Annotated in this window: 20 protein-coding genes; all 20 read right to left on the bottom strand. The window is 38.9% G+C overall.

Annotated features, from left to right (window positions below):
• Positions 1–27: 27 nt before the first annotated feature.
• The 20 genes from yfmH to pnp all read right to left on the bottom strand — a co-directional run bounded on the left by yfmH (position 28) and on the right by pnp (position 25,304).
• Positions 28–1,314, bottom strand: coding sequence for an EF-P 5-aminopentanol modification-associated protein YfmH (gene yfmH / locus KHA88_RS06475; RefSeq protein ID WP_213121639.1), 1,287 nt, complete (start codon positions 1,312–1,314; stop codon positions 28–30).
• Complete coding sequence (gene yfmF, locus KHA88_RS06480; protein ID WP_213096699.1) at positions 1,311–2,591, bottom strand: EF-P 5-aminopentanol modification-associated protein YfmF; 1,281 nt, start codon at positions 2,589–2,591, stop codon at positions 1,311–1,313. Before yfmF ends, yfmH begins: the two co-directional genes overlap by 4 nt.
• A gap of 207 nt (positions 2,592–2,798) precedes the next feature.
• The gene (locus KHA88_RS06485; RefSeq protein ID WP_249312995.1) at positions 2,799–3,749 is read right to left on the bottom strand and encodes an ABC transporter permease; all 951 of its coding nucleotides are present in this window, start codon (positions 3,747–3,749) and stop codon (positions 2,799–2,801) included.
• A 9-nt stretch (positions 3,750–3,758) separates the two neighbouring features.
• A complete protein-coding gene (locus KHA88_RS06490) occupies positions 3,759–4,799 on the bottom strand; it encodes an ABC transporter permease (RefSeq protein WP_213096697.1) in 1,041 nt (346 codons plus the stop codon).
• On the bottom strand, positions 4,792–6,327 hold the full coding sequence (locus tag KHA88_RS06495) for an ABC transporter ATP-binding protein (protein ID WP_213121641.1): 1,536 nt from the start codon (positions 6,325–6,327) through the stop codon (positions 4,792–4,794). Before KHA88_RS06495 ends, KHA88_RS06490 begins: the two co-directional genes overlap by 8 nt.
• 132 nt (positions 6,328–6,459) lie before the next feature.
• Entirely contained in the window at positions 6,460–7,551 is a 1,092-nt protein-coding gene (locus tag KHA88_RS06500) for a BMP family lipoprotein (protein WP_213096695.1), read from the bottom strand.
• Positions 7,552–7,738: 187 nt separating this feature from the next.
• Complete coding sequence (locus tag KHA88_RS06505) at positions 7,739–10,060, bottom strand: FtsK/SpoIIIE family DNA translocase (RefSeq protein ID WP_213121642.1); 2,322 nt, start codon at positions 10,058–10,060, stop codon at positions 7,739–7,741.
• Positions 10,061–10,229: 169 nt separating this feature from the next.
• Positions 10,230–11,588 (bottom strand): MATE family efflux transporter, encoded by a 1,359-nt coding sequence (locus KHA88_RS06510; protein ID WP_213121643.1) that lies wholly within the window; start codon positions 11,586–11,588, stop codon positions 10,230–10,232.
• 145 nt (positions 11,589–11,733) lie between these two features.
• The gene (locus KHA88_RS06515) at positions 11,734–11,946 is read right to left on the bottom strand and encodes a YlzJ-like family protein (protein ID WP_213096692.1); all 213 of its coding nucleotides are present in this window, start codon (positions 11,944–11,946) and stop codon (positions 11,734–11,736) included.
• Positions 11,943–12,671 (bottom strand): ClpP family protease, encoded by a 729-nt coding sequence (locus tag KHA88_RS06520; protein ID WP_430413640.1) that lies wholly within the window; start codon positions 12,669–12,671, stop codon positions 11,943–11,945. Before KHA88_RS06520 ends, KHA88_RS06515 begins: the two co-directional genes overlap by 4 nt.
• 150 nt (positions 12,672–12,821) lie before the next feature.
• Positions 12,822–14,492, bottom strand: coding sequence for a ribonuclease J (locus KHA88_RS06525; RefSeq protein ID WP_283247406.1), 1,671 nt, complete (start codon positions 14,490–14,492; stop codon positions 12,822–12,824).
• Between the two features lie 163 nt (positions 14,493–14,655).
• Positions 14,656–15,531, bottom strand: coding sequence for a 4-hydroxy-tetrahydrodipicolinate synthase (gene dapA, locus KHA88_RS06530; protein WP_213121644.1), 876 nt, complete (start codon positions 15,529–15,531; stop codon positions 14,656–14,658).
• 11 nt (positions 15,532–15,542) lie between these two features.
• The gene (dapG, locus tag KHA88_RS06535) at positions 15,543–16,784 is read right to left on the bottom strand and encodes an aspartate kinase (RefSeq protein WP_213096690.1); all 1,242 of its coding nucleotides are present in this window, start codon (positions 16,782–16,784) and stop codon (positions 15,543–15,545) included.
• A 19-nt stretch (positions 16,785–16,803) separates the two neighbouring features.
• On the bottom strand, positions 16,804–17,868 hold the full coding sequence (asd, locus tag KHA88_RS06540) for an aspartate-semialdehyde dehydrogenase (RefSeq protein WP_213121645.1): 1,065 nt from the start codon (positions 17,866–17,868) through the stop codon (positions 16,804–16,806).
• 155 nt (positions 17,869–18,023) lie between these two features.
• Positions 18,024–18,617: a dipicolinate synthase subunit B gene (gene dpaB / locus KHA88_RS06545; protein ID WP_213096688.1), complete on the bottom strand. Its 594-nt coding sequence runs from the start codon at positions 18,615–18,617 to the stop codon at positions 18,024–18,026.
• Positions 18,617–19,516, bottom strand: a complete 900-nt coding sequence (gene dpaA, locus KHA88_RS06550) for a dipicolinic acid synthetase subunit A (protein ID WP_213096687.1) — start codon at positions 19,514–19,516, stop codon at positions 18,617–18,619. Before dpaA ends, dpaB begins: the two co-directional genes overlap by 1 nt.
• A 903-nt stretch (positions 19,517–20,419) precedes the next feature.
• Complete coding sequence (locus KHA88_RS06555) at positions 20,420–20,662, bottom strand: YlmC/YmxH family sporulation protein (RefSeq protein ID WP_213096686.1); 243 nt, start codon at positions 20,660–20,662, stop codon at positions 20,420–20,422.
• 100 nt (positions 20,663–20,762) lie between these two features.
• Positions 20,763–21,998, bottom strand: a complete 1,236-nt coding sequence (locus KHA88_RS06560; protein WP_213096685.1) for a M16 family metallopeptidase — start codon at positions 21,996–21,998, stop codon at positions 20,763–20,765.
• 63 nt (positions 21,999–22,061) lie between these two features.
• Entirely contained in the window at positions 22,062–23,009 is a 948-nt protein-coding gene (locus KHA88_RS06565) for a polysaccharide deacetylase family protein (RefSeq protein WP_213097822.1), read from the bottom strand.
• A 177-nt stretch (positions 23,010–23,186) separates the two neighbouring features.
• Positions 23,187–25,304, bottom strand: coding sequence for a polyribonucleotide nucleotidyltransferase (gene pnp / locus KHA88_RS06570; protein WP_213096684.1), 2,118 nt, complete (start codon positions 25,302–25,304; stop codon positions 23,187–23,189).
• Between the last annotated feature and the right edge of the window lie 281 nt (positions 25,305–25,585).

The following is a 25,585-nucleotide window of genomic DNA, read 5'->3' on the forward strand; positions in this document are numbered from 1 at the left end:
CACATTATACCGGGCATACGTAACAGCTTATTTCGGAACAACTTGGCAAACAGTCATACGACTATCGTCAAAAAAGTTTTTCGCTGCGTTTGTTATATCAGTATAAGTCAAATCTTCCAAGACAGGTACAACTTCAAAAAATCCCATTTCATTAAAGGCATAGCGGGTAAATTGATTAGCGATGTACTCAGGGGAATTGATTGACCTTAAAAAACCGCCGATGCGTTTCCTTTTTGCTCTTTCCAAGTCATCTTCTGATAAATGCTTACCATCTTTCGCTTCTAACATAATTTTTTGTAAACGTTCTGCAAGCAAATCTGGTTTCTTCGTATCGCTTCCAAGCATGGCAAATCCGAATCCTAGCTCCTGTGTATAATCAAATTGAAATGTATCGTCAATCAATCCTTCATTATAGAGCTCTTCATAATTATCAGAGCTCTTACCAAATAACATGTCAAGCAAAATATTAATGGATAATTCACTTTTTAACATTTCCTTGCCGCTTTCATTCACTTCCAGTGCTTTTACTCCGACAAGACATTTAGGTGTTTGGACATTCATTTTTAGCACTTGCTGTTTTGTTGCAACAGTTTCCGGTTCTTTTTCGAAATAGCGATTGATCACCGGAGCAGCGCCATATGACCTCGCCTTTTGTCCTGAACGAACAAACTCCATAATCTCTTCTGGATTAACAGGTCCTGTAATAAAAAGAAGCATATTACTTGGATGGTAAAACGTGTTGTAACATTCATAAAGATGTTCTGCAGTAATATTTGATATCGATTCAATCGTCCCTGCAATATCAATTTTCACGGGATGATGATGATACATATTTTCTATCAGGCCAAAATATAACCGCCAGTCAGGATTATCATCATACATCGTAATTTCTTGCCCAATGATCCCTTTTTCTTTTTCAACCGTTTTGTCGGTAAAATAAGGCTCTTGAACCATATTAATAAGTGTCGATAAATTTTCTTCAATGCGTGAAGTACTTGAAAATAAGTATGCAGTTCGCGTAAAAGATGTAAATGCATTAGCGGAAGCGCCTTGTTTACTAAACTGCTGAAACACATCTCCATCTTCTTTTTCAAACATCTTATGCTCAAGAAAATGAGCAATACCGTCAGGAACACGTACAGGCTTACTTTCATTGATCGGAATAAATTGATTGTCGATTGATCCATATTTTGTCGTAAAAGTTGCGAAAGTTTTATTAAATCCATTTTTCGGCAAAATGAATACCTCTAACCCATTTTCAAGTTTTTCATGGTATAAAGTTTCCTCTAATTGATCGAAAACAATTTTATTCATCCTTGATCACCATCCGTTCCAGCAAGAAAATATACCGTATCCATCTTCACTTTTTTAGCCACTTCGACAATGTCTGTCTTTGTTGTTTCCTTCACTTTGTCAAGCCAGTCATTAAGTGAAACATTTGTTCCAGCTACAATATTATGGTAAAGAACTTCAATCAAACCTCTAGCAGAATCTACCGTTTCTAAAAATTGGTTTTGGATGACTGCTTTCGTCTGATTAATCTCTTCATCAGTTATATCTCCTGTTTTCATTAATTCTAATTGCTTTTTAATGATTGATAGCGCCTGATCGTATTTTTTATTATCAATACCTGACATAATCATTAGCAAGCCTTTTTGACTTTCCACTCTACTTGCCGCATAATATGCCAAGCTTTCTTTTTCGCGGACATTTCTAAATAGCTTTGAATGAGGGAAGCCACCAAATATTCCATTAAACATTTGCAAGGCAAAGTAGTCTGGATCCCCATATACAATATTCGTACGGCAACCAATATTAAGTTTTCCTTGTTTAATATCCTGCGTTTCCTTTACTTCCTTAATATCAGTAACTTCTCGTTCAGATCCTCTTTCATGTGGCCTAATTGGTCGATCTTCGAATTGAAGAGGAGCACAGAAACTTTCAACCTGATTCACATCAACATCACCGATAATATAAAAATCCATTTCGTCTTCACTGAATGCTTGTTGATAATATTGAAAGAGGGAAGCAGCGGTTATGTCATCGACCTTATCATACTCACCACTTGCTTGGATGGCATAAGGTTCCCCTTTGCACATCTCCTCGACAAGACGAACACTTGCGTAACGCATCTTATCATCGAAAACGGATTGGATACGCTGCTTTAAAGTCCGTTTTTCTTTGTCCATCGTAAGTTCATCGAAAGCTTGATTGGTCGCATTCGGATTAAGTAAAACCTCTCCAAAAAACTGTACTGCCTTTTGTAAAAGCGGAGTTTTATCTTGTAAAAATTTTTCATTTGCAATTTCTAAACTAAAAGTAAGAATATGAAATTCGCCTTTTTTACTTAAATCTGTATAGAATGATGCCCCATAAAGCTCATCGAGATAGGAGCGAAGTGCAGCTGTGGTAGGATAGCTTTTTGTATTACTTTGTAAAATTTGAGACAGTAATGCCCTGTATGTAGCGGTTTCTTCCCTTAGCGGCGCTTTCATTTTCCAGATGAGGGAATTGGTCTTATACTTATCTGTTTTAATTATATGCAGATTATATCCAGGTTTCTTTATTACATTTTCCTTTACAAGCTCCATACGGCAAACCTCCATTAAGAAACAATATTTTACAAGTACGTATACTATACTCATTTAACTGGATGTGAGGCAAGAAAAAACAAAGTTAGTTTACATAATATTTTTATCGTATTTAATAAACTTCTTTCTATTTTATGTATGCATAACTGTTTTTATTCTATTTCACATATGAAAAGGGTCAGACATTAAGTTGTCTGACCCTTTTCCTTACCTCTTACCTTTAATATATGGTTGCCCAAGTGCTTTTGGGGCGTCAGCACGGCCGATAAACCCTGCCAGCGCTAAAATGGTTAATACATATGGTGCTATTAGCAAAAATACGGATGGTACATTTTCTAGAAATGGAATTCGAGAACCTACGATGCTCAAGCTTTGTGCAAATCCAAAAAACAAGGCAGCACCCATCGCACCCAGTGGATGCCATTTTCCAAAAATCATCGCGGCTAATGCCATGAACCCTTGACCAGTAATTGTTGAATAGCTGAAATCAAGTGTTATTGACTGCGAATAAACGGCACCACCTGCACCGCCGAGAACTCCGGAAAGAAAAACACCGATATAGCGCATGAGCGTAACATTAATTCCCATTGTATCGGCAGCCATTGGATGCTCTCCTACCGCTCGCAACCTTAGACCAAACGGCGTTTTAAACAAAATATACCACACAACAAATGAAAGAATAATGGAAACGTAAGCTACGTAAGATACATTACTGAAAAAAAGTTTACCTATAATCGGTATTTTACTTAAAACAGGAATATCTATCTTTCTAACATTAGTAAGAATCATTTCTGTTTGTGCTTTACCATAGATCTTTTTAACAAGGAAAATAGATAGACCGAGTGCCAGGAAATTGATTGCTACACCGCTGACTACTTGATCCGCCCTAAAGGTAATGGAAGCTAGTCCATGAAGTAAAGAAAACACTCCCGCAATTAACATGGCGAATAAAATGGATACCCATGGCGTAGCAGCACCGAAAATATGTGATGTCCCTAAGTTAAAAATAATCGCGCTAAATGCCCCAATGACCATTAAACCTTCTAGTCCAATGTTAACGATACCCGATCGCTCGGAAAAAACACCGCCAAGCGCCGTGAAAATAAGTGGGGCAGCTGCCATTATAGATGAGGAGATGATAATAGCCAATAATGTCATAATATCCACCTATTTCACCCCCCTATTGAAGCGAGCTACAAGCCACTTAATCATATAGCTTGATGCCACAAAGAAAATAATTAAAGCAATAACAATTTCTACTAGCTCTTTTGGAACATTAGCTTCAGGCATCATTAGCGCCCCTACCTTTAATCCTCCAAATAAGAAGGCGGCCAAGACGACTCCGATAGCTGTATTTCCTCCAAGAAGTGCAACCGCTATCCCATCAAATCCGACACCTGAAAAGCCCGAGTGAATAAAAGCATTACCAAAAGTCCCTAAACCTTCCATTGCCCCTGCTAATCCAGCAAAAGCTCCGGAAATTACCATGGAAAGAATAATATTACGATTAACGCTCATCCCAGCGTATTCTGATGCATGTTGGTTGAAACCAACTGAGCGTAATTCAAATCCTGTTTTCGTTTTCTCTAAAATGAACCACATAATGATTGCTCCAATTAGAGCAAGGAAAATTCCATAGTGTAATGTTGAGTAATCCGTTATTTCTTCAAAAAAAGGTGACCATAGTGATGCCGATTCGTGTATTGCTGGTGTAGAATCTTTTCGATCCGAAAGTACATAACGTATAAAATAATTCGTCATATGCAATGCAATGTAGTTCATCATAATTGTCACGATTACTTCGTGAACGCGAAGTCTTGCCTTTAAAAAGCCTGGAACGAACCCCCAAATTGCACCGGCCGCAGCGGCCACAATTAAGGCTAATGGAAGATGAATGATTTTAGGAAGTTCAAATGCCAAACCAACCCAGACTGAAGCAATCCAACCAACAAGCAACTGCCCTTCCACTCCAATATTGAAAAGTCCTGTTCGAAAAGCAAATGCTACAGCAAGGCCTGCGAAAATATAAGGTGTCATCTGCCTTAAGGTTTCACCTATATAGTATGATTCACCAAAAGCTCCTCTCCATAGAGCCCCGTAACCAGCAATGGGATTATACCCACTTATCAGCATGATAATGGCACCAACCAACAGTCCTAGGAGAACTGCAATTGCCGGAATTAATAAATTAGAAAATCGATTAGACATGAACATTTTCCCCCGCTTCTTCACGCCTCGATCCGGCCATTAATAACCCGAGTTCTTGTTCCGTTGTTTCCTCTGGGTTGACAACAGCCACGATCTTTCCTTCATAAATGACTGCAATCCTATCACTAACATTCATAATTTCATCAAGTTCAAATGAGACGAGAAGGACCGCTTTACCATTGTCGCGTTGATCAATAAGGCGTTTGTGAATAAATTCGATTGCGCCAACATCAAGCCCTCTCGTCGGTTGTGCGGCTATTAAAAGATCCGGATTCCTGTCAACTTCCCTGCCGATAATTGCTTTTTGCTGATTACCTCCTGAGAGAGCGCGGGCCGGAGTATATTCATTAGGGGTCCGTACATCAAATTCATTAATAAGCTGTTTTGCCTTTTTATATATTTCTTTAAAATTTAACACGCCGGACTTTGAATACGGTTGCTTATAATACGTTTGTAGTACCATATTCTCGCCGATTGGAAAATCAAGTACGAGGCCGTGTTTATGTCGATCTTGGGGAATATGTCCAATGCCGGATTCCGTAATTTTTCTCGGTTTCATGTTTGCAATTTCTTTACCATTTAATTTAATAGAGCCACTCTCAGACTTTCTTAATCCTGTGATAGCTTCAATCAACTCACTTTGCCCGTTGCCGTCCACACCTGCAATGCCAACGATTTCCCCAGCCCTTACACTTAGGTCCAAATTTCTAACCGCAGAAACTCCTCTCATATCGGTAACAACTAAATCTTTTATTTCTAAAACATTGCCTTCAGGCTTGGATTTTGTTTTTTCGGTTGTAAAAATAACCTCTCTACCTACCATTAGGCTTGCTAGCTCATTTGTGTTTGTCTCATGAACATTAACGGTTCCTATTCCTTTTCCTTTTCTAATCACGGTTACCCGGTCGCATAGGTCCATAATTTCTTTCAATTTATGTGTAATTAATATAATTGATTTTCCTTCGCTAATTAGCGCTTTCATAATTTGACCCAATTCTTTGATTTCTTGTGGGGTCAAAACCGCTGTAGGTTCATCAAAAATGAGAATATCTGCCCCCCGGTATAAAGTCTTCAAGATTTCCACGCGTTGTTGCATACCAACAGAGATATCCGCAATTTTCGCACACGGATTTACTGAAAGCCCATATCTTTCTGATATTTCATGCACATTTTGTTCTGCCTTCTTAATATCAATGGCTAAACCAGATTTCGGTTCTTCCCCAAGGATGATATTTTCTGTTATTGTAAACGGGTCCACGAGCATAAAATGCTGATGTACCATACCAATCCCCAAATTATTTGCAACTGTTGGACTTGTTATCTGAACCTTTTCCCCATTCACTCTTATTTCGCCACGTTCGGGTTGGTATAAGCCGAACAAGACATTCATTAATGTGGATTTCCCAGCACCATTTTCACCAAGAAGTGCATGGATTTCACCCTTTTTTACTTGCAATGTCACATTGTCGTTTGCGACAATTCCGGGAAATTCTTTTCGAATGTCCAACATTTCAATTACGTAATTCATTGCAGCCCTCTCCTTACTTACTCGAGCTATTATAGTCATGCATTAAAAATGTTAAATAAATGCCAGGGCGTCCCCGTCATTTATGTAACATTTTTAATGGTCCGGCGTAAGCCGGACCCTTTAGTGATATTATTATTTCTTTTTCGTTAATTCATGTGGCACTTTAATATCGCCATTTTTAATTTTTGTTTCGTATTCTTTCACTTTAGCCAAAACCTCTTCCGGTAAATGCTCCTGTGAATCGGAAATTTTGATTCCGTTTTCTTCAAGACCATATTCGACAACTTTTCCGCCAGGGAAGTTCCCCTCTTTTGCCTGATTAGCAATATCTTTAACTGCTACATCCACACGTTTAACCATAGAAGTCAAAGTGATATTTTTCTTCTCGCCGCCAATCTCTACATCACCTTCAGGATGCTGGTCGCGGTCTACACCAATCACCCATACATCACGATCCGGATCCTTTTGTTTCAAGTTTTTAGCTTCTGTAAATACACCAAGGCCTACACCACCGGCTGCATGATAAATAATGTCAATACCAGAACCGTATTGTGCAGCTGCCATAGATGCTCCTTTTGCGGAATCAGAGAAACTGCCTGCAAACTCAATTTGAACTGTGGCATTCGGATTTACTTCCTTCACTCCAGCTTCAAAGCCTGCAGCAAACTTATTGATAAGATCACTTTCTATTCCACCAATAAAACCTACTTTATTCGATTTGGTCATTAATCCAGCAATCACACCAACAAGAAATGAGCCTTCATGTTCTTTAAACGTTAAGCTAGCAACATTATCCTTACCCTCAATCACGTCATCAACGATAACGAAATGATTATCCTTGCGTTGTCCGGCAATTTTGCTGATCGCATCTGTTAATTTAAAACCAACTCCATAAATAACATCAAACTTATTTCTAACAGCCGTATTCAAGTTTGTTGAATAATCTGCATCCGTTTTCGATTCATAGTAATTATAGCCATTTGTGCCTTTTTCAAGATTATGTTCTTTTCCGAATTCCTGAAGACCTTCCCATGCAGACTGGTTAAAAGATTTGTCATCTACTCCACCTTCGTCTGTTACCATGGCCGCAGTAAAGTTTTTATCTTCTTTTGCGCCTTCATTTTTTGTACCGCCTTGCTTGTTGTCACTCGTCCCACAAGCGCCAAGAATTGTGCCTGCTGCTAAAATAAGTGATAGCGCCAAGCCGTATTTACGCTTTTTCACTGAGAGAACCCCCTAATTTTTGTTGATTTAGCAAAAAGATAAAGATGCCGTGTTAGCATTTTCCTTTATATCATTCCTGCTAATCGAAAATACTATAACACTTTTTTATTCATAAATAAATAAGAAATAGGTTAAATGTCGAAAAATGTAACAATTTTGGTTGTAAAACACATTTATCCATTTTTTCCTATGACATTTGCTCTTCCGCCGGTTTCGGAACAAGAACTGTTCTTGGCTTACTTCCTTCGTAAGGGCCGACAACTCCTCTCGCTTCCATTTCGTCTATGAGACGGGCCGCTCTTGTATATCCGATTCTGAACCTGCGCTGTAACATTGAAACGGAGGCCGTTTGCATTTCGGCAATCAACTGGATTGCTTCCTCGTATAAATCGTCTTCTACTTCCGTAGAAACCTCGGGAATATCATCTGGAATCATTTCTTCTTGGTATTGTGCTTTTTGCTGGGCAATAACAAAATCAACGACTTCTTCAACTTCTTGATCCGATAAAAAAGCACCTTGGACACGAACCGGTTTAGATGCCCCGACAGGCATAAAGAGCATATCCCCTCTACCAAGCAGTTTTTCCGCTCCTCCTGTATCTAAGATCGTCCTAGAATCTATTGCAGATGATACTGCGAAAGCAATTCGTGATGGGATATTCGCCTTAATTACTCCTGTAATGACATCGACTGATGGACGCTGAGTAGCAATAATTAAGTGGATACCGGCCGCCCTTGCCATTTGGGCCAATCTAGTAATGGAATCTTCCACATCATTAGATGCAACCATCATTAAATCCGCTAGCTCATCAACTATTACTACGATATAAGGAAGCAATGGCTGTATTTCTTCGGATTCTGAATTAAATCTTGTCACATAGTCATTATACCCTTCAATATTTCTCGTTCCTGTATGGGAAAAAAGCTCATAGCGGCGTTCCATTTCATTAACCACTTTTTTTAGTGCCTGAGATGCCTTTTTCGGATCTGTAACAACTGGCGCTAACAAATGAGGAATTCCGTTATACACATTCAGTTCTACCATCTTTGGATCAATCATCATCATTTTGACTTCATGAGGTTTTGCTCTCATTAAAATGCTAGTAATAATGCCATTAATACAAACACTTTTCCCACTACCAGTTGCCCCAGCCACGAGAAGATGCGGCATTTTATTCATTTCAGCTACAACGGCCTGACCAGTAATATCACGGCCAAGAGCAATTTGCAATTTAGCATCTGGTTTATCATTTTGTTTAGAATCTAGTACTTCCCTAAGTGAAACAACAGCTATCTCAGTATTAGGAACTTCTATGCCAATGGCAGATTTTCCCGGGATAGGCGCTTCAATGCGAATTCCTTTTGCCGCAAGGGCAAGTGCAATATCATCACTTAAGCTTACAATTCTGCTGACTTTGACACCAGCTTCCGGATGAACTTCATATTTAGTTACAGCAGGTCCAAGGTGAACTTGTGTAACTCTCGCTTTTACACCGAAGCTTTGGAACGTTTTATTAAGCTTTGTCGTATTTTCGTGGATTAATTTATATTCACTACTTTGATCTGTTGCACCTGGCCTAGTAAGCAATGATAAGGGCGGCAGATCATAATCCTTGTTTTCATGTTCTGTAAATGTCATTGGCGGTACTAATTCCTCATCTTCAGTTGTTGTCTCCAATTTAACTTCATTCACAATGGCTTCATTTTCATCAACTGGGTAAGCTTTTTCCGTAAAACTAGAAATGATCGGCTTTGAAGTATCCGCTAATGATTGCTGCGGTATACCTTCTTCAACTTCGATTATTTCTTCGGTTTGACTTGGAAGTTTCTTTTCTTGTTTTTTGTCTAATTTAGCACGTGCACGACGATCGGTTCTCCATTCTTTCATATCTTGTACATATTCCTGCCATTGCTTTTTGATCAATAATGCTAGCTTCTTTCCTACCTTTTCAAGCACTTCTCCTATCGATTTGCCCGTGATGAGGATAATGCCAATTAATACTAAAAAGTAACTAAGCAGCTTTGTACCAACTGGTCCAAACAGCATATATGGGATGGAATACAAAACTGCTCCAACCATTCCACTTCCAAGTTTAAGGAAGGTTTCTTCTCCGGCTTTTACTTGTTTATACATTTCAAGCGTATTGCCGAAAACACTTTTTCCAACAATTTTCCCTTCTGTTATCATCGTTTCTATCATATTGATATGACTTAAGAGTAGAACTACAGCAACGATTATATACATTCCTATTAGTCTCGGAGAAAAAAACTGCGGCCAATTTCTTTTTATAATGAAGTATACTGCAAGTAATAAAGTTGTGAGGGGTACTGCCAAATAAAATGACCCTAGCAACCAATAAAAAACGAATGTAATGTTGTTACCAAACATACCATCCGGAAAAATAGAAATTAAGCAAAGTGGAATTAAGATAATTCCCGATATTTCAAATTGTAATGATTTTTTAATCCGCTTAGTATTGCGGCTCCTTCGTTTTTTTTTCTTTGCCATTTTATCACCTTATCCATGCTTATTTTTGTCAATTAATTATGTTTAGTTTTTAAGATGAAAGAAAGCAGCCATGAATAAACGGCTGCCATGATTTTAGTATATTATACCATAATATCCAGCGCAAAAAGACTGCAGAGGTTCCCCGGCAGCCTTTTTGTATTTTCATATATTAGGCAGGTTTTTTAATCGCTTTTTTTAAGCTTACTTTTGTAAAATCCTTAAGGAAAAATCGAGTCATGATTGTTATACCAAAGATTGTCAGATAAATATAAAGGGCAATCCATGCACCGTAGCTTCCAAAATCCATAACAAACACCATCAAATAGGATAATGGTACGAATACCCCCCAAGCAAGAATAAGGGATGCACGTAATAGGAAGGTAGTATCTCCTATACCACGCAATGCTCCAGAAAAAAAGTTTAGAAAGCCATCAAAAAGCTGTAGGAAAGCAGATATCATGATTAAACTAGCGGTTAATAAGAAAACTTCCGGTTCATTCGTGTATATTTTAGCAATTGGTTCTGCAAAAAAGAATTCCACTGTTCCGAGGACTAGTAGAAATACCGTTCCAATGACGGCAGTTTCTATTCCCAGTTTTTTTGCTATATCCGGTTTGTTTTTTCCTAGTTCCTGTCCTACGAGAATTGTAGCGGTTGAACCGAATGCAAATGCCGGCATAAATCCTAGACTCATCACGCTTAAGGCAATTTCATTTGATGCAAGTGCGTTTGTCCCGAGGCGAGTAACAAATGCTGTAAAAACAAGCATCGCCAAACTCTGGGAAAACTCTAGTGTTCCCAATTTAAAACTTTCGATAAAAATTAACTTTGATTCTGCATAATCCAACATAGAACCAATCACAGCTTTAATTCGTATTCCGAAAGTTTCCTTCAATCTCATAATAAATGCATAAACGATTAGTATAAATGCGGCAAGTTCACCCAGAAACAAAGCGATTCCGGCACCTTTTAAACCAAGCTCGGGGAATCCAAAGTTCCCATATGTTAGTGAATAGGTAAAAAAGATCATGATACCGTTCCCAATTAAGGACGCATACATCGGGGTTCTCGTATCTCCAATACCACGAAAAAAACTATATAGTGTAAACGTTAATATTGAAAAAAGCATTGCGTAAAAGCGAATTTGCAGGTAGGTAATTCCTTCTTCTACCATGCGATCCGGACTGCCCATCAGTCTCAATATACCTTCTGCTCCGAAGAATCCTACAAGGATAGTAAAGATACCGGCAAGAAGGCCGAACCCAAGAGCAATGAACGTTCGTTCAAGGCCTTTCTTCATATCATTTGATCCATAGTTTTGTGCAACTAAATAATTAACGGTATGTCCTATTCCCGAAAACATCGCCCAAGCATTATACATAATAACATTCGTTACACCTACAATTGCAATCGCCATCGCTCCAAGATTTCCAACCATGATCAAGTTAATCATCCCAGTAACTGTCATGGAAGCAAAAGAAGCAATTGATGGAATCGCTAATAGAAGGATTTTTTTCCAATTCTTCATCACGTCTATCCCCAGTGTTTATGAAATTTTTACAATACTTATAATTAAATCATAATTAACGAAAAATGAATAGATACAATTTTTAAATAAAACAAAAACCTCCATTCGATATATCAACCGAAAAGAGGCTAAATAAGTAAATAGTTTATTCATACAAAGAAATATACGATCCCGGATGAAAATCCATCCTTAAATAATCTGCTGGATCGCTGCTCATAATGCGGATTACTTTATACATATTACCGCTTTGTTCAACGATCATAGGAATTCCATTTCGCGTAAGGGACATTTGGCCGGAGAAATGTTCCGCGTTATCTTGAAAAATGAGTTCGGGAGGAACGATTGAATGAATGATCATTGTATCATCCCTTCTTCAGGTCTTTGGCTTCCGCGCAAAGCAATTAGTTCGTTTAATTTACTTAGTGCTTTACCGAGCCCGCCTACTTCGTCAATCAGCCCATATTTAACTGCATCTGCCCCAATTACATTTGTTCCGATATCTCGTGTTAAATTACCCTTTGCAAACATTAAATCTTTAAATGTTTCTTCGGTTACATCGGAATTCCTTGTTACAAATTTCACCACTCGCTCTTGCATTTTATCCATATATTCAAAGGACTGGGGAACTCCGATAACAAGTCCTGTTAACCTGATGGGATGGATTGTCATAGTGGCAGTTTCTGCAATAAATGAATAAGCGCAAGAAACCGCAATTGGAACTCCGATAGAATGGCCCCCTCCTAAAACGATTGAGACGGAAGGCTTGGATAAGGTGGAAATCATTTCGGAAATGGCAAGCCCTGCTTCAACATCACCACCAACTGTATTAAGGACAACAAGCAACCCTTCAATTTTTGGATTTTGTTCAATTGCCACCAATTGAGGGATAATATGCTCATACTTCGTTGTTTTATTTTGTGGAGGTAATTGCATATGGCCTTCGATCTGGCCAATAATGGTTAAACAATGGATATTCGTATCTTGAGCAAGCTGTGGTACGTTTGTTTGTCCCAGCTGCTGAATTTTTTCAATGATACCTGATGGTTTATCCACAGGTGATTCATTTGGTTGATCAACGTCCATTTTGGACATATCTTGATTTTGCATGGTGGCCTCCTAAGAAATACTTGTGATTAACCATAGTATAAACTGTGGAGACATTTTCATTCTAAAAAGGAAAAAGGCTATCCCATAATATCTACGGGCTAGCCTTAATATAAATCCTTAGCTTTTTTACACTTCCATAATTATTGGTAAGATCATTGGTCTTCTTTTTGTTTTCTCATAAAGAAAGTGATTGAGCTTGTCCCTAATGTCTTGCTTTAGGCTTGACCAGTCAAAAGAGTCGCCTGAGACTGCCTCATCAACTATTTTGCGAACGATTGATGCTGATTCTTCAAGCAATTGCTCGGATTCACGTACATATACAAATCCTCGTGAAATAATCTCGGGACCTGATGCGATTGTTTTCTGTTTCTTATTGAGTGTTACAACGACAGTGAAAATTCCGTCCTGTGATAATAGTTTTCTGTCACGAAGCACAATATTGCCCACATCTCCAATACCAATTCCGTCAATTAAAACATTACCTGCTGGTACCCGATTACCAGTACTCATTTTGCCATTTTTATATTCGATTACTTCACCTTTACCTGGGATGAATATTTGCTCTTTTGACAACCCAACCTCTTGAGCTACTTTTGAATGTGAAAAAAGCATTCTATATTCACCCTGAATTGGAATAAAGTATTTGGGCTTCATTAAATTAAGCATTAATTTCAAATCTTCCTGACTGCCATGTCCAGAAACGTGTACTTTTCGATTAGCTGAACTCACAACTGCTCCAGCACGGTAAAGTAAGTCAATTGTTTTAAATAAAGATGTCTCATGGGCTGCTGAAGGTGTCGCTGTAATAAGGACAGTATCCCCTTTTTTAATATTGACCTGCTTATGGTTTTGCCTAGCCATTTTCTGAAGTGCTTCAATGGGCTCGCCCATAATTCCAGTTGAAATGATCACTACATTTTTATCTTCATATTTTCCAATCTCTTGGATCGGAATAATGAGCTCTTTATCTTCCACACTTATATATCCTAATTTAAGGGCGATATCAAAAGTCCGTTCAATGCTTTTGCCGACAACAGCGACTTTTCTCCCGTTTTCAAATGCAGCATCCAGCGCTTGTTGGATTCTAATGAAATTGGATGCAAAACATGCGACAATCATCCGTCCTGGTGCTGCGTGAAAAGCATTTGAAATTTCTCGTGCCATTACAGATTCGGAAGTAGTAAATCCGGGATGCTCAGCGTCCTTACTATCGGATAGAAGACAAAGTACCCCTGAATCTCCTATGCTCGCCATTTTTCCTATTTCAGACTTATACAGTCCAGTTGCGGCTTGGTCAAATTTAAAATCGCCTGTATGGACAATTTTTCCTTCGGATGTATGAATACAAACACCAAGTGAATCAGGAATGCTATGTGTGGTATGGAAGAAGCTGACAGCTACTCCTTCAAACCTTAATTTCGAATTAGATTTAACCGTTTGAAACTGAACATCCAATTTCATATTATGTTCTTTCATTTTTTCACGTGCTAATGCAATCGTTAACTTTGAACCATAAACCGGCGCTTTAATTTTACGGAGGATATACGGCAAGGCACCGATTGCATCTTCATGTCCATGCGTTAAGAAAATTGCTTTAATCCGATCCTTTTGTTCTTCTAGCCACGATATATCAGGGATGACAATATCAATACCCAACATTTCGTTTTCGGGGAACATGAGTCCGGCATCGATTATAAAAATCTCCGTATCAACTTCGATGACGTACATATTTTTCCCAATCTCCCCCACACCTCCCAGTGGAATAATTTTAATTATTTCATTTTTTATTTTTGTCAAATCCATTTCCTCCCATTTTATATTCCCGATCTGCATCAGTTAGTCTCATTATACTTGAATGTGAAATCGCTGTTCAACAAATACCAATCCTTAGAAAAAATAAAAGCCGGTTCCATATTGGGAACCAGCTTTTATTTATAGTAAATAATTTAGCTCCGTGTTTTTATTTTACAGATTCTAACAAGGATAATAGCGATGATCTTTCCTGTTCCGAAAGTGGAACGAGAGGCAGTCGGACAGAACCTACATCAAACCCAGTCATTTGCAATGCAGTTTTAACAGGAGCGGGACTTGGTGCTTGGAAAAGACCACCCATGAGCGGTAACAGCCTCCTATGAAGTGTGGCAGCTTGCTGATGGTCCCCTTCTTCGAACAAACGGACCATCTCTTGCATTTCAGGGCCAATTACATGGCTAGCGACCGATACTACGCCATTTCCACCAATTGCGAGAACTGGTAGCGCTAATCCGTCATCACCACTATAAAGTTGAAATGTTTCATCCGTTCCTTCAATGATCTTTGCCATCGCGCCGAGATCACCACTTGCTTCTTTAACAGCAATAATATTTTCAACCTTTGAAAGTTCAATTATCGTCTCTGGTGCAATATTAACCGCTGCTCTGCCTGGAATATTATAAATCATAACTGGCAAAGAAGTAGAATTGGCAATCGAATGAAAATGTTCAAATAAGCCCGCTTGATTAGGCTTGCTATAATAAGGGGCTACTAACATAATTCCATCCATGCCAATTTCTTCGGCTTTTTTTGTCAGTTCTATCGAAGCATACGTATTATTACTTCCTGTTCCTGCAATAACAGGCACTCTGCCTTCGGCGGCTTTCACAACTTGCTTAAACAATGCGATTTTTTCCTCTGTAGAGAGGGTTGGAGATTCACCTGTTGTACCGGCAACAACAAGAGAGTCAGTGCCATTGCTAATTAAATGGTTGACGAGCTTTGTTGTTTTAGTAAAATCAATATTTCCTTTTCGATCAAATGGAGTCACCATTGCAGTTGATACACGGCCAAAATGAACCATTTCTACACACCTCAATCTTTTAGTTCATGTTCAACTTTTTCATCCTGTAGTTGAAAAATATCATGTAATGCGTTGACAGCTTCTGCTAAATCAATCCCGTCGACAAGCACCCATATAGTAGTATGGCTGTCTGCAGATTGTAAGATCCGAATTTCCTTTTCAGACAAAGCCGTAACAATTTTAGCAGTTACGCCAGGTACTCCGGCGATTCCTGCCCCTACCACGGACACCTTCGCACAGTTCCTTTCAACGGAAGGCTCATATCCCTGTTTTCTTAATACAGTTATGGCTTTTTCGACTGCAGCCTCAGGAACAGTATAAACAACGCTATTAGGCGAAATATTAATGAAATCAACGCTTATATTTTCATTTGCCATAGCCTTGAACACTTCCGACTGAAGGTTGTATTGCCCTTCGTTAGCAGCCACTTTTATTTGTGACACGTTGGGAACATAAGCGATTCCAGTGACAAGGCGCTCGTATACATCAGCACTCTGATTTTGTTTACTGAGCGAAGTAACCAGCGTTCCGGGGGAATCGGTATATGTTGATCTAATCCTGATTGGAATTTTTGCCTGCATGGCAATTTCAACAGCCCGTGGATGAATCACCTTCGCCCCTTGATAGGCCATATTGCATACTTCATTATAAGTAACTATTGTGAGAGGCCGCGCTTTCTCTACTAATCGAGGGTCCGCTGTCATCATTCCGTCCACATCCGTAAATATATCAATCCATTCAGCATTTAATGCGGCTGCAAGTGCAGCAGCGGACGTATCGCTTCCACCCCTGCCAATTGTAGTGATGTCGCCGTTTTTTGCCGCTCCCTGAAAACCTGCCACGACAATTACATCATGGGAATCTAGCTCATTTAAGAGTCTGTTACATTTCATTTCTAATATTTTTGCATTCGTATGATCATTGCTAGTGATAAAGCCTGCCTGGGCTCCAGTCATAGCAGTTGCCTTAATACCATTTTCTTTCAGCATTTGTGAGAAAACGACACTTGAAATCGTTTCGCCACAAGAGAGCAGCATATCCTGCTCTCTATTGGATAATTGAGTTTTGTTTCCGCCAGCAAGTGATAATAATGTGTCTGTAGCGTAAGGATCTCCTTTTCGCCCCATCGCTGACACTACTGTAATGACTTTATAACCTTCTTTAATCGCACGTTCGATATGGCCGACAGCGTGCTGCCTGGTTTCGTCATTTTGAACGGAGGTTCCGCCAAATTTTTGGACGATTATTTTCATGCTTTCACCCCATCTGCCATTAACTATACTGTTTGTTAGAAACCAAGCCTAATTTTATTAGACTTTCCGCAATTTGAATCGTATTCAGTGCAGCACCCTTAAGTAAGTTATCAGAAACAATCCACATATGGAATCCTGTTTCTTCATCCAAATCTTTTCGGATTCTGCCTACAAATACATCCTCTTTACCAGCTGCCATTGCCGGCATTGGATACAATTGTTCCGTAGGTTTGTCTTGTAAAGTAACACCTGGTGCATTTAATAATGTATTTTTTATGTCTTCTACTTCAACGTGATCTTTCTCAATTTCAATATATACAGATTCTGAATGGCCTGTTTCCACCGGTAGACGAACACATGTTGCAGCCACTTTCAAATCAGGCATTTCCATTATTTTCTTTGTTTCATTAATCATTTTCAATTCCTCTAAAGTAAAGCCATTATCACTAAATTGATCGATTTGAGGAATGACGTTAAAAGCTATTTGGTAATGCTTATCAGCGCTACCGACAGGAAGAACACTCGGGCTGAAATCTTCATTATTTAAAATTGCATTTGTTTGTTCCTTTAATTCGTTTATAGCAGCTGCACCGGCACCCGAAACAGCTTGGTATGTGGAAACAACGACTTTTTGTAATCCGTATGCTTTTTTAATTGGCTCAAGGGCAGCAACCATTTGGATAGTAGAGCAATTTGGATTTGCAATGATGCCATTGTGACCATGAAGGGCTTGCTCATTCACCTCTGGTACAACAAGTGGCACCTCTGGATTCATCCGAAAAGCACTTGTATTATCTATAACGATCGCACCGCGTTTTACTGCCTCATGCGCAAATTTTTCTGAAATGCTTCCTCCTGCACTAAAAAGGGCAATATCCACACCTTCAAATGCTTCAGGAACTGCTTCTTCTACTATAATTGTCTGTCCTTTAAAAGTAATTTCCTTGCCTGCAGAACGTGCTGAAGACAATAAGGATAGCTTTCGGATTGGAAAATCTCTCTTTTCCAATGTTTTCAATATTTGTTGTCCAACTGCTCCAGTTGCTCCCATAATAGCCAAATGATAGCCTTGTAGTTTCGACATTAAGAATTCCCCTTCCACTCCAACATTACGATGATCTTGGTTGATATTTGAATATCGTTAATACCTATTATTTTATCACATTGGCTCGGCTATCGGTATTATTTTAGCAAAAAGCTATTTAATAAACTATTATGGGCCTAATTATTATTTTCTTTTCAATCTCGAAAGCGCTCTACAATGACCGGTTGGAACTGATGCCCTTCAATGGCCGCTGCGACTGTTTCGGGAAGGAGTTCCATTCTGGCAACCATGGATGTCGGTTTTTTAACAGGATCGTCTTGACCAAATGGAATAAAATATATATTCTTGGCTGCCATGAGTTTCATTAAATTCATTCCATTTAAACCAAGGGCATCATTTGTAGAAATGCCTAAAACAACGGGTCGCCGATTCCTTAATGTGGCTTTTGCTGCCATGAGTACAGGTGAATCGGTTAAAGCATTGGCAAATTTGCTCATCGAATTACCGGTTAATGGAGCAATGACCATGCAATCCAGCGGTTCCCTTGGTCCTAACGGCTCAGCGTCAACAATTGAATCAATCGCTTTTCGTCCTGTTGCTTTTTCAATTCTAGCCAGCCAGTCAATGCCATCTCCGAATTTTGTATTTGTATTTTTCAATGTGTATGTTACTACTGGTATTACCTCAGCGCCAATTTCAATTAGTTTCTCTATTTCAGGCATTACAGCATCATAAGTACAGTGAGATCCAGTCATACCGAAACCAATTCTTTTTCCTTCTAAGCTCATTATGATTTCTCCTTCCTTTTTTCCAAATCTTCAGCAAGGAGCTGAGAAAGTACATTTGCAAGTATTTGCCCTGCCGATTTTGGAGCAACGATACCCGGAAGCCCCGGTGCAAGTAATGCTTTTATACCTCGTTTTTCAGCATAGCGAAAATCTGTTCCGCCAGGTTTTGACGCTAAATCGATAATCAAACTATTAGAAGGCATATTTGCGATAATACCTGCGTTTAATATCAAAGATGGAATTGTATTAATGCACATATCAAGATCTTTAACCTCATCCTTTAAATCATTTAAATGAAAGGGCACTAGCCCCATTTCCGTTATTCTCGCAAGATGGGCGCTTTTTCTTGCCCCTACTTTAACTTTTGCTCCCAAAAGCGCAAAGGTTCTTGCAACACTCATACCGACACGGCCGAGTCCTAAAACAGCAATGGATGACTGATGGATCGTAATGTCAGTATTTTGAATTGCCATCATAATCGTCCCTTCGACAGTAGGAATCGAATTATAAATGGCCACATCATCTCTTTCGAAAAGCTGGATCAGTCTACGATTCGAATCTTTTGATATTTGATCCAAGTAAGTATTGCTGATTCCAGAATAAATGGTACAGTAAGAAGGCGTCATATTAAGAATTTGCTCGGTTAAAACAATTTTTTCACTTGAAAATATCGTCTCTACTTCACCCTGAAGATTAGTTCCCGGTACTGGGAGGATTAACGAGTCCATTTGTGAAAAGTCCACGTTTTCCAATTTTTCTTTCACAGCTCCGGAGAAAGGCTGAGCTAGTTGCTCAAAGCCAATTAAAAATAACTTGGCATCCAGTTCTGTTAATTTTCTAATTATCTCCAACTGCCTTGCATCTCCGCCCAATACGGCTATGTGCATATCTGTCAACATCAAGTTTCTTCACCTTCTTTTGCATGCTGAATAACACCGCACAATCAGTGTATGTTTGTTGGAATAGGCGGTGCATGTAAGACTTTGTAGGAACTCAAAAAATTATTTAATTCCAACAAAAAAAGGCGATAATAATCGCCTTACAGATTGTCGATAAAGGGTATATTTCTAGGCAACTTTTCATTCATTGATGGTCTCTGCTAACCGGCCTCTTGATTTCCGCTCCAGGCGGACGCTTTCTTACTCGTAGTCCCCAATTTATTTTTTGGGGAGCTGTTTGCGCAAACTTTGTTGCTTTTAACTAAGTAACGCGGAAGGTTGATTTCCGCTACAGTTGCTCGCTTTCCGCGGGGCGGGCGGTTTGTCCAGCTACAGCGCCTAGCCCCTCGAGGTCATAAGTCATATTACTTCGTGGCTGAAAGGCAAGCCACTACGTAATATGTCTTATGCTTGTCGGGGCTGGTCAAGGCGCTTTCGCTTTTCCAAGAGCCTCCTCGGCGTAAACGCCTGTGGGGTCTCACCTGTCCCGCTGATCCCGCAGGAGTCTCGCACTTTCGCTCCAATCAATGGTTTTTTGTCCATATATGAATATTAATGATTTAGTAGTTCCACATGATAATCTTTTGCGTAAAACTAAAGATCTGGTTGACTTTTCATTTGTTTTATAATGTAGCATTTTATTGGTTTGGAGAAGCGTCCGCTCGACTCCTACAGGATCTGCGAGACAGCCGAGACACTAAAGGAGCGTAGCGACGAAGCGGCTCGGCGCTCGCCCCGCGGAAAGCGAGCGGTAAGCTTCGGTAAACCTGCCCTATATAAAATAAACATACTGTCAACACCCCCGATATATTTCGAGTTTGTCTACAGTCTGAAAAAGCGATTGAATTGCCTTTATGTTTATTACTATTTATTTTCAGGAACTTCAAGAATAATCATATCGGTTCCTATTGTCCTTATAAAATGCCACGGAACTTTGATCTCATTTCCTCCTTTTCTCATTCCCTTCCATTTACCGGAAGGAATAATCAAATGATTGATTTCACCTGTTCTTGAATCAATTTCAAGATCTGTCTGGCCAAGTATACCTAGTCTTTCCGCTTTTTTATAATCTACGATCTCTTTTCCACCAAGTTCGCTAAGACGCATATTGCCCCCCCTTTTGAAATCCATTAATACCATGTATAGGCTGGATTAGCCATTTTTAGAATCAAAAAAACCCCTTATTGGTTTCAAAGGGGTAAGTTATTCATCCGAGGCGAGCTGGAAGTTTATTATCTGGACTAATTAATGAAATTGTATAATCATTTGCAAATATTTGATTGGCAATTTTATTTACGCTTTCTATTGTTACATTGTCTATGGATTCGATAATATCGTCTAATGTGCGATGCCTTCCAAGTAGTAACTCATTTTTGCCATTTCGGCTCATTCTACTGTTAGTACTTTCCAGGCTAAGCATCAAGTTTCCTTTTAGCTGTTCTTTACTGTTAGTTAGCTCTTTTAAAGTAATACCTTTATCTGTTAGCTTTTCTAACGTAGAATGCATTGTGTCATATAGTTCATCCATTTGATTAGCTCCTGTACCTCCGTAAAGAGTTACTAAGCCACTATCTTTAAAGGAAGAATGGTAGGAAAAAACAGAATAAGCGAGTCCTTTTTCTTCACGAACTTCTTGAAACAAACGGGATGACATACTTCCACCGAAAATATTATTCATGACAATTAAATTATAAATATCTTCATGCCCAATTGGCAAACCTTCAAATCCGATGCAAAGGTGGGCTTGTTCAGTGTCTTTCTGTTTTGTAATCTTGTTTGTGTGAAATTTGGGGCTTATCTCTACTATCTGTTTTGTCCCTCTTTCAAAAGATCCAAAGTATTGTTCGATATTACTTATAAAACTCTCATCAATGTTTCCTGCAATAGAAATGACAACGTTATCCGGTGTATACATATTATGAACATAATCTTTTAATAATTCACTCGTAAATCGTTCAAGTGTTGCTTCTGTTCCAAGAATGGGATAGCCAAGCGGATGTGTTTCATAAGCCGCTTTACTCAACATATCATGAACAATGTCATCGGGGGTATCTTCATACATTTTTATCTCTTCTAAAACTACATTTTTTTCTTTATTAAGCTCATCCTTGTCGAAAACCGAATTAAAAAACATATCAGCTAAAATTTCCAAGGCATATTTTGCGTGGTTATCAAGTACTTTTGCATAGTAACACGTATATTCCTTTGATGTGAATGCGTTTACTTGGCCACCAATTGAATCGAAAGACTCCGCAATTTCTCTTGCTGAGCGAGTATCGGTTCCTTTAAAAAACATATGTTCTAAAAAGTGAGAAATACCATTATTACTTTCATCCTCATCACGCGATCCTGTTCCAATCCAAATACCTATTGCTACTGACCGAACTGTAGGAATTTGTTCTAGGACAACTCTTACTCCATTTTGGCATATATATTTCTTCATAAAGCAATTCCTCCTGTTCATGGTGCAAAGAAACATACCTTATGTCCAATCTATTTGAACATTTTATGGATGCTTATTATTCTCTTCCATGTTTTTTATCCCATTTAATTTTATAATCCGTTCTTCATCCATTAATTTAGAAACAGTCGCAATTTTTAAGTTCCGGGTTTTAAGTTCTAATATTAATTTTTCAAGCGCCTGTGCAGTTGGTTCTGTTGGATGCATAAGAATCATAGCACCAGGATGCACTTTAGAGGTAACACGCTGAATCAATACATGTGGCGACGGCTTTTGCCAATCAATTGTATCCACCGTCCACATTACGGTTCGCATTTTTAACGAATGGGCAATTTCCACTGTTTCATCACGTAATGCGCCGCTGGGCGGACCGAACCATGTTACTTTTTTTCCAGTAGTAGCTTCGATAATCTCATTTGTTTTAGTAATCTCTTCTCTTATTTTAGCCGCCCCTAGTATTTTCATATTAGGATGACTGTATGAATGATTTCCTAATTCATGTCCACTATCAGCAATCATTTTAGCTAAATCTGGATTTTCTTTCACCCATCGCCCTTCCAAAAAGAAGGTTGCATGAATGTTGTTTCTCTTAAGAGTTTCCAGCATTTTCGGCAAATATTCATTTCCCCATGCTACATTAATTAAAAAACTAACCATCGGCTTCTCCTGATGACCTCGAAAAATCGGGGAAGGAGGCAAATCCTTTAAATGTACTTTAGGTGGAACTTGGATAAAAACAAGTTTTCGCTCATCAAACACCTTCCCTTTTTTCATCTTTTGGTATGATGAATCGATGTCCACTTTTATTCCATTATAACCGGGCATAGCTTTCCAGACTCGATCAAGCTTAGCATCTTGCGGTTCAACATTATAATGTTCCGCCGCACGTTCTATTTGCCTATACAATTTATTTTGTACTTGATTTACATATATAGCATCCGTTTTTAATCGGCTAATATACTCAGTTGTATAGGGATTAAAAATAACAGACATTGATAGAATAGCAATCACTACGAAGCCAAGCAAGTTTTTTGTATTGTACAAAGCCAAAACCTCCTTCACAAATTACATTATGAATAAGGAGGACAAGTTAGAACTAAGTGTGGGGACCTACTGGCGCTATACAATACTAAGCAAAAAGAAAAAAAAGCCAGGTTACCCTGGCTTCGATTATTCTTTATCCTGTTGCTCTTTTTGTTCTTTAAGTACAGCTTTTCTTGAAATATTAACTCTGCCTTGATTGTCTATTTCAATAACTTTTACGAGAAGCTCATCACCAATTGCAACTACATCTTCTACTTTGTTTACTCTTTCTTCCGCTAGTTGAGATATATGGACTAGGCCATCTTTTCCAGGGAATAATTCAACAAAAGCACCAAATTTTTCGATGCGTTTTACTTTTCCTAAATACATTTGACCAATTTCAACTTCGCGCACAAGATCTTCGATGATTTTCTTGGCCTTCGCATTCATATCCTCATCAGCTGATGCAATGAAAACTTTACCATCTTGCTCAATATCAATCTTTACGCCAGTTTCTTCAATAATTTTATTTATTTGTTTCCCGCTAGGTCCAATAACATCTCTAATCTTATCCGGATTAATTTGCATGGTCAGGATTTTTGGAGCATATTCGGACAAGCGTGTCCTTGGTTCTGTAATAGTTGCTAGCATGGATTCTAAAATATGCATTCTTCCTTGCTTAGCCTGCATTAAAGCTTCTTCAAGAATATCTCGAGAAAGCCCCTTAATTTTTATATCCATTTGCAATGCAGTAACACCTTGTGCAGTTCCTGCAACTTTGAAATCCATATCACCAAGATGGTCTTCCATCCCTTGAATATCTGTTAAAACTGTATAATGTTCTCCCGTTTTAACTAATCCCATAGCAATACCAGCAACTGGTGCCTTAATTGGAACACCTGCATCCATCATTGCAAGGGTACTTGCACAAATACTTGCTTGAGATGTGGAACCATTAGATTCCAAAACTTCGGAAACAAGCCTAATTGTATATGGAAAATCTACCTCATTTGGAATGATAGGTTCCAAAGCTCTTTCTCCAAGGGCACCGTGTCCAATCTCTCTTCGTCCCGGTCCACGAATCGGACCTGTTTCCCCAACACTAAAGTGTGGAAAGTTATAATGGTGCATAAATCTTTTCGATTCTTCAATGCCAAGACCATCAAGAATTTGTACGTCGCCTAAAGCTCCTAATGTACAAATGCTCAATGCTTGTGTTTGGCCTCGAGTAAATAAACCGGAGCCATGTGTTCTAGCTAACAAGCGTACCTCAGAAGAAAGAGGACGGATTTCATCTGGTTTCCGACCATCCGGACGAACTTTTTCAACTGTTATTAAACGGCGTACTTCGTCTTTAACAAGATTGCTTAAAATATGCTTGACTTCTTTCATGATTGCATCATCTGAAGTTTCACGCTCAGAAAAGTCAGCAATAACCTTGTCTTTTACAGTCTGGATTGCCTCTTCGCGAGCATGTTTTTCTTCAACTTGAATTGCAGCAATAAGTGAAGTTTCACACATTGCACGAACTTCGGCTTCTAAGTCAGCATTTACTTCATAAAGTGGGATTTCACGTTTTTCTTTTCCAGCTTTAGCGACAATCTCTTCTTGGAAAGCAATTAGTCGTTTTATTTCATCATGTCCATACATAATTGCTGCAAGCATTGTTTCTTCTGGAACTTCATTTGCCCCTGCTTCGACCATGTTTATTGCGTCCTTTGTACCTGCAACAACGAGATCAATATCACTCTGCTCCATTTGGTCAACAGTGGGATTAATAACAAAATCCCCGTCAACACGTCCAACTCTAACACCTGCAATTGGCCCTTCAAACGGAATATCAGAAACGCTTAACGCAAGGGATGAACCAAACATTGCTGCCATTTCCGAATCGCAGTTTTGATCCACACTCATTACGATGCTAATCACTTGTACATCATTACGGAAGCCATCAGCAAATAGAGGACGAATAGGACGGTCAATTAATCGGCTAGCGAGAATAGCTTTTTCACTTGGACGCCCTTCCCTTTTAATAAATCCTCCGGGAATTTTACCAACTGCGTATAATCTTTCCTCATAATTTACTGTCAATGGGAAGAAATCAACCGCTTTTGGTTCTTTTGATGCAGTAGCTGAACATAAAACAGCTGTATCACCATAACGAACTAAAACAGCTCCGTTTGCTTGTTTCGCTAATTGGCCTACTTCTACAGTCAGTTTGCGACCTGCCCAATCAATGCTAAAAGTTTGTTTCGTTTGATCCATGCAGAATTTCCTCTCTTTCATAAAGCGATTGTCGACTCTTTTTTATATTGTTCACAGAGAACTATGGTTTAGCCACTGTTACTTGTTGGAATCATCGATGCTGCCTGCACACTGAACATTAGACATAAGTGTGATCATTATTAATCGCTTGCGTTTTCTTTAAAAGAAGTATAGCTGTCCAGCTCCAGCGCCTAGCCCTCGAGGTCAAATAACCTGAGACAAGAAAAGTCAAGAACGGACTTTTATTGTCTCAGAACATTTGCTTGTCGGAGGCCCGCAGG

Origin of the sequence: Lederbergia citrea (genome assembly GCF_018343525.1) — a bacterium.
Taxonomy (GTDB): Bacteria; Bacillota; Bacilli; order Bacillales; family Bacillaceae_C; genus Lederbergia; species Lederbergia citrea.

What these genes read in the sequence shown, in the direction of transcription:
- yfmH (WP_213121639.1), bottom strand. Translation starts at nt 1,314, where the DNA reads ATGAATAAAATTGTTTTCGATCAATTAGAGGAAACTTTATACCATGAA.
- KHA88_RS06560 (WP_213096685.1), bottom strand. Translation starts at nt 21,998, where the DNA reads ATGAAGAAATATATATGCCAAAATGGAGTAAGAGTTGTCCTAGAACAA.
- dapA (WP_213121644.1), bottom strand. Translation starts at nt 15,531, where the DNA reads ATGGTTCATTTTGGCCGTGTATCAACTGCAATGGTGACTCCATTTGAT.
- KHA88_RS06495 (WP_213121641.1), bottom strand. Translation starts at nt 6,327, where the DNA reads ATGAATTACGTAATTGAAATGTTGGACATTCGAAAAGAATTTCCCGGA.
- KHA88_RS06515 (WP_213096692.1), bottom strand. Translation starts at nt 11,946, where the DNA reads ATGATCATTCATTCAATCGTTCCTCCCGAACTCATTTTTCAAGATAAC.
- dpaB (WP_213096688.1), bottom strand. Translation starts at nt 18,617, where the DNA reads ATGAGCTTAGAAGGAAAAAGAATTGGTTTCGGTATGACTGGATCTCAC.
- KHA88_RS06555 (WP_213096686.1), bottom strand. Translation starts at nt 20,662, where the DNA reads ATGCGTCTTAGCGAACTTGGTGGAAAAGAGATCGTAGATTATAAAAAA.
- KHA88_RS06520 (WP_430413640.1), bottom strand. Translation starts at nt 12,671, where the DNA reads ATGGACGTTGATCAACCAAATGAATCACCTGTGGATAAACCATCAGGT.
- dpaA (WP_213096687.1), bottom strand. Translation starts at nt 19,516, where the DNA reads ATGTTGACAGATATGCACATAGCCGTATTGGGCGGAGATGCAAGGCAG.
- asd (WP_213121645.1), bottom strand. Translation starts at nt 17,868, where the DNA reads ATGTCGAAACTACAAGGCTATCATTTGGCTATTATGGGAGCAACTGGA.
- KHA88_RS06505 (WP_213121642.1), bottom strand. Translation starts at nt 10,060, where the DNA reads ATGGCAAAGAAAAAAAAACGAAGGAGCCGCAATACTAAGCGGATTAAA.
- pnp (WP_213096684.1), bottom strand. Translation starts at nt 25,304, where the DNA reads ATGGATCAAACGAAACAAACTTTTAGCATTGATTGGGCAGGTCGCAAA.
- KHA88_RS06510 (WP_213121643.1), bottom strand. Translation starts at nt 11,588, where the DNA reads ATGAAGAATTGGAAAAAAATCCTTCTATTAGCGATTCCATCAATTGCT.
- KHA88_RS06490 (WP_213096697.1), bottom strand. Translation starts at nt 4,799, where the DNA reads ATGTCTAATCGATTTTCTAATTTATTAATTCCGGCAATTGCAGTTCTC.
- yfmF (WP_213096699.1), bottom strand. Translation starts at nt 2,591, where the DNA reads ATGGAGCTTGTAAAGGAAAATGTAATAAAGAAACCTGGATATAATCTG.
- dapG (WP_213096690.1), bottom strand. Translation starts at nt 16,784, where the DNA reads ATGAAAATAATCGTCCAAAAATTTGGCGGAACCTCCGTTCAAAATGAC.
- KHA88_RS06565 (WP_213097822.1), bottom strand. Translation starts at nt 23,009, where the DNA reads ATGTCTGTTATTTTTAATCCCTATACAACTGAGTATATTAGCCGATTA.
- KHA88_RS06485 (WP_249312995.1), bottom strand. Translation starts at nt 3,749, where the DNA reads ATGACATTATTGGCTATTATCATCTCCTCATCTATAATGGCAGCTGCC.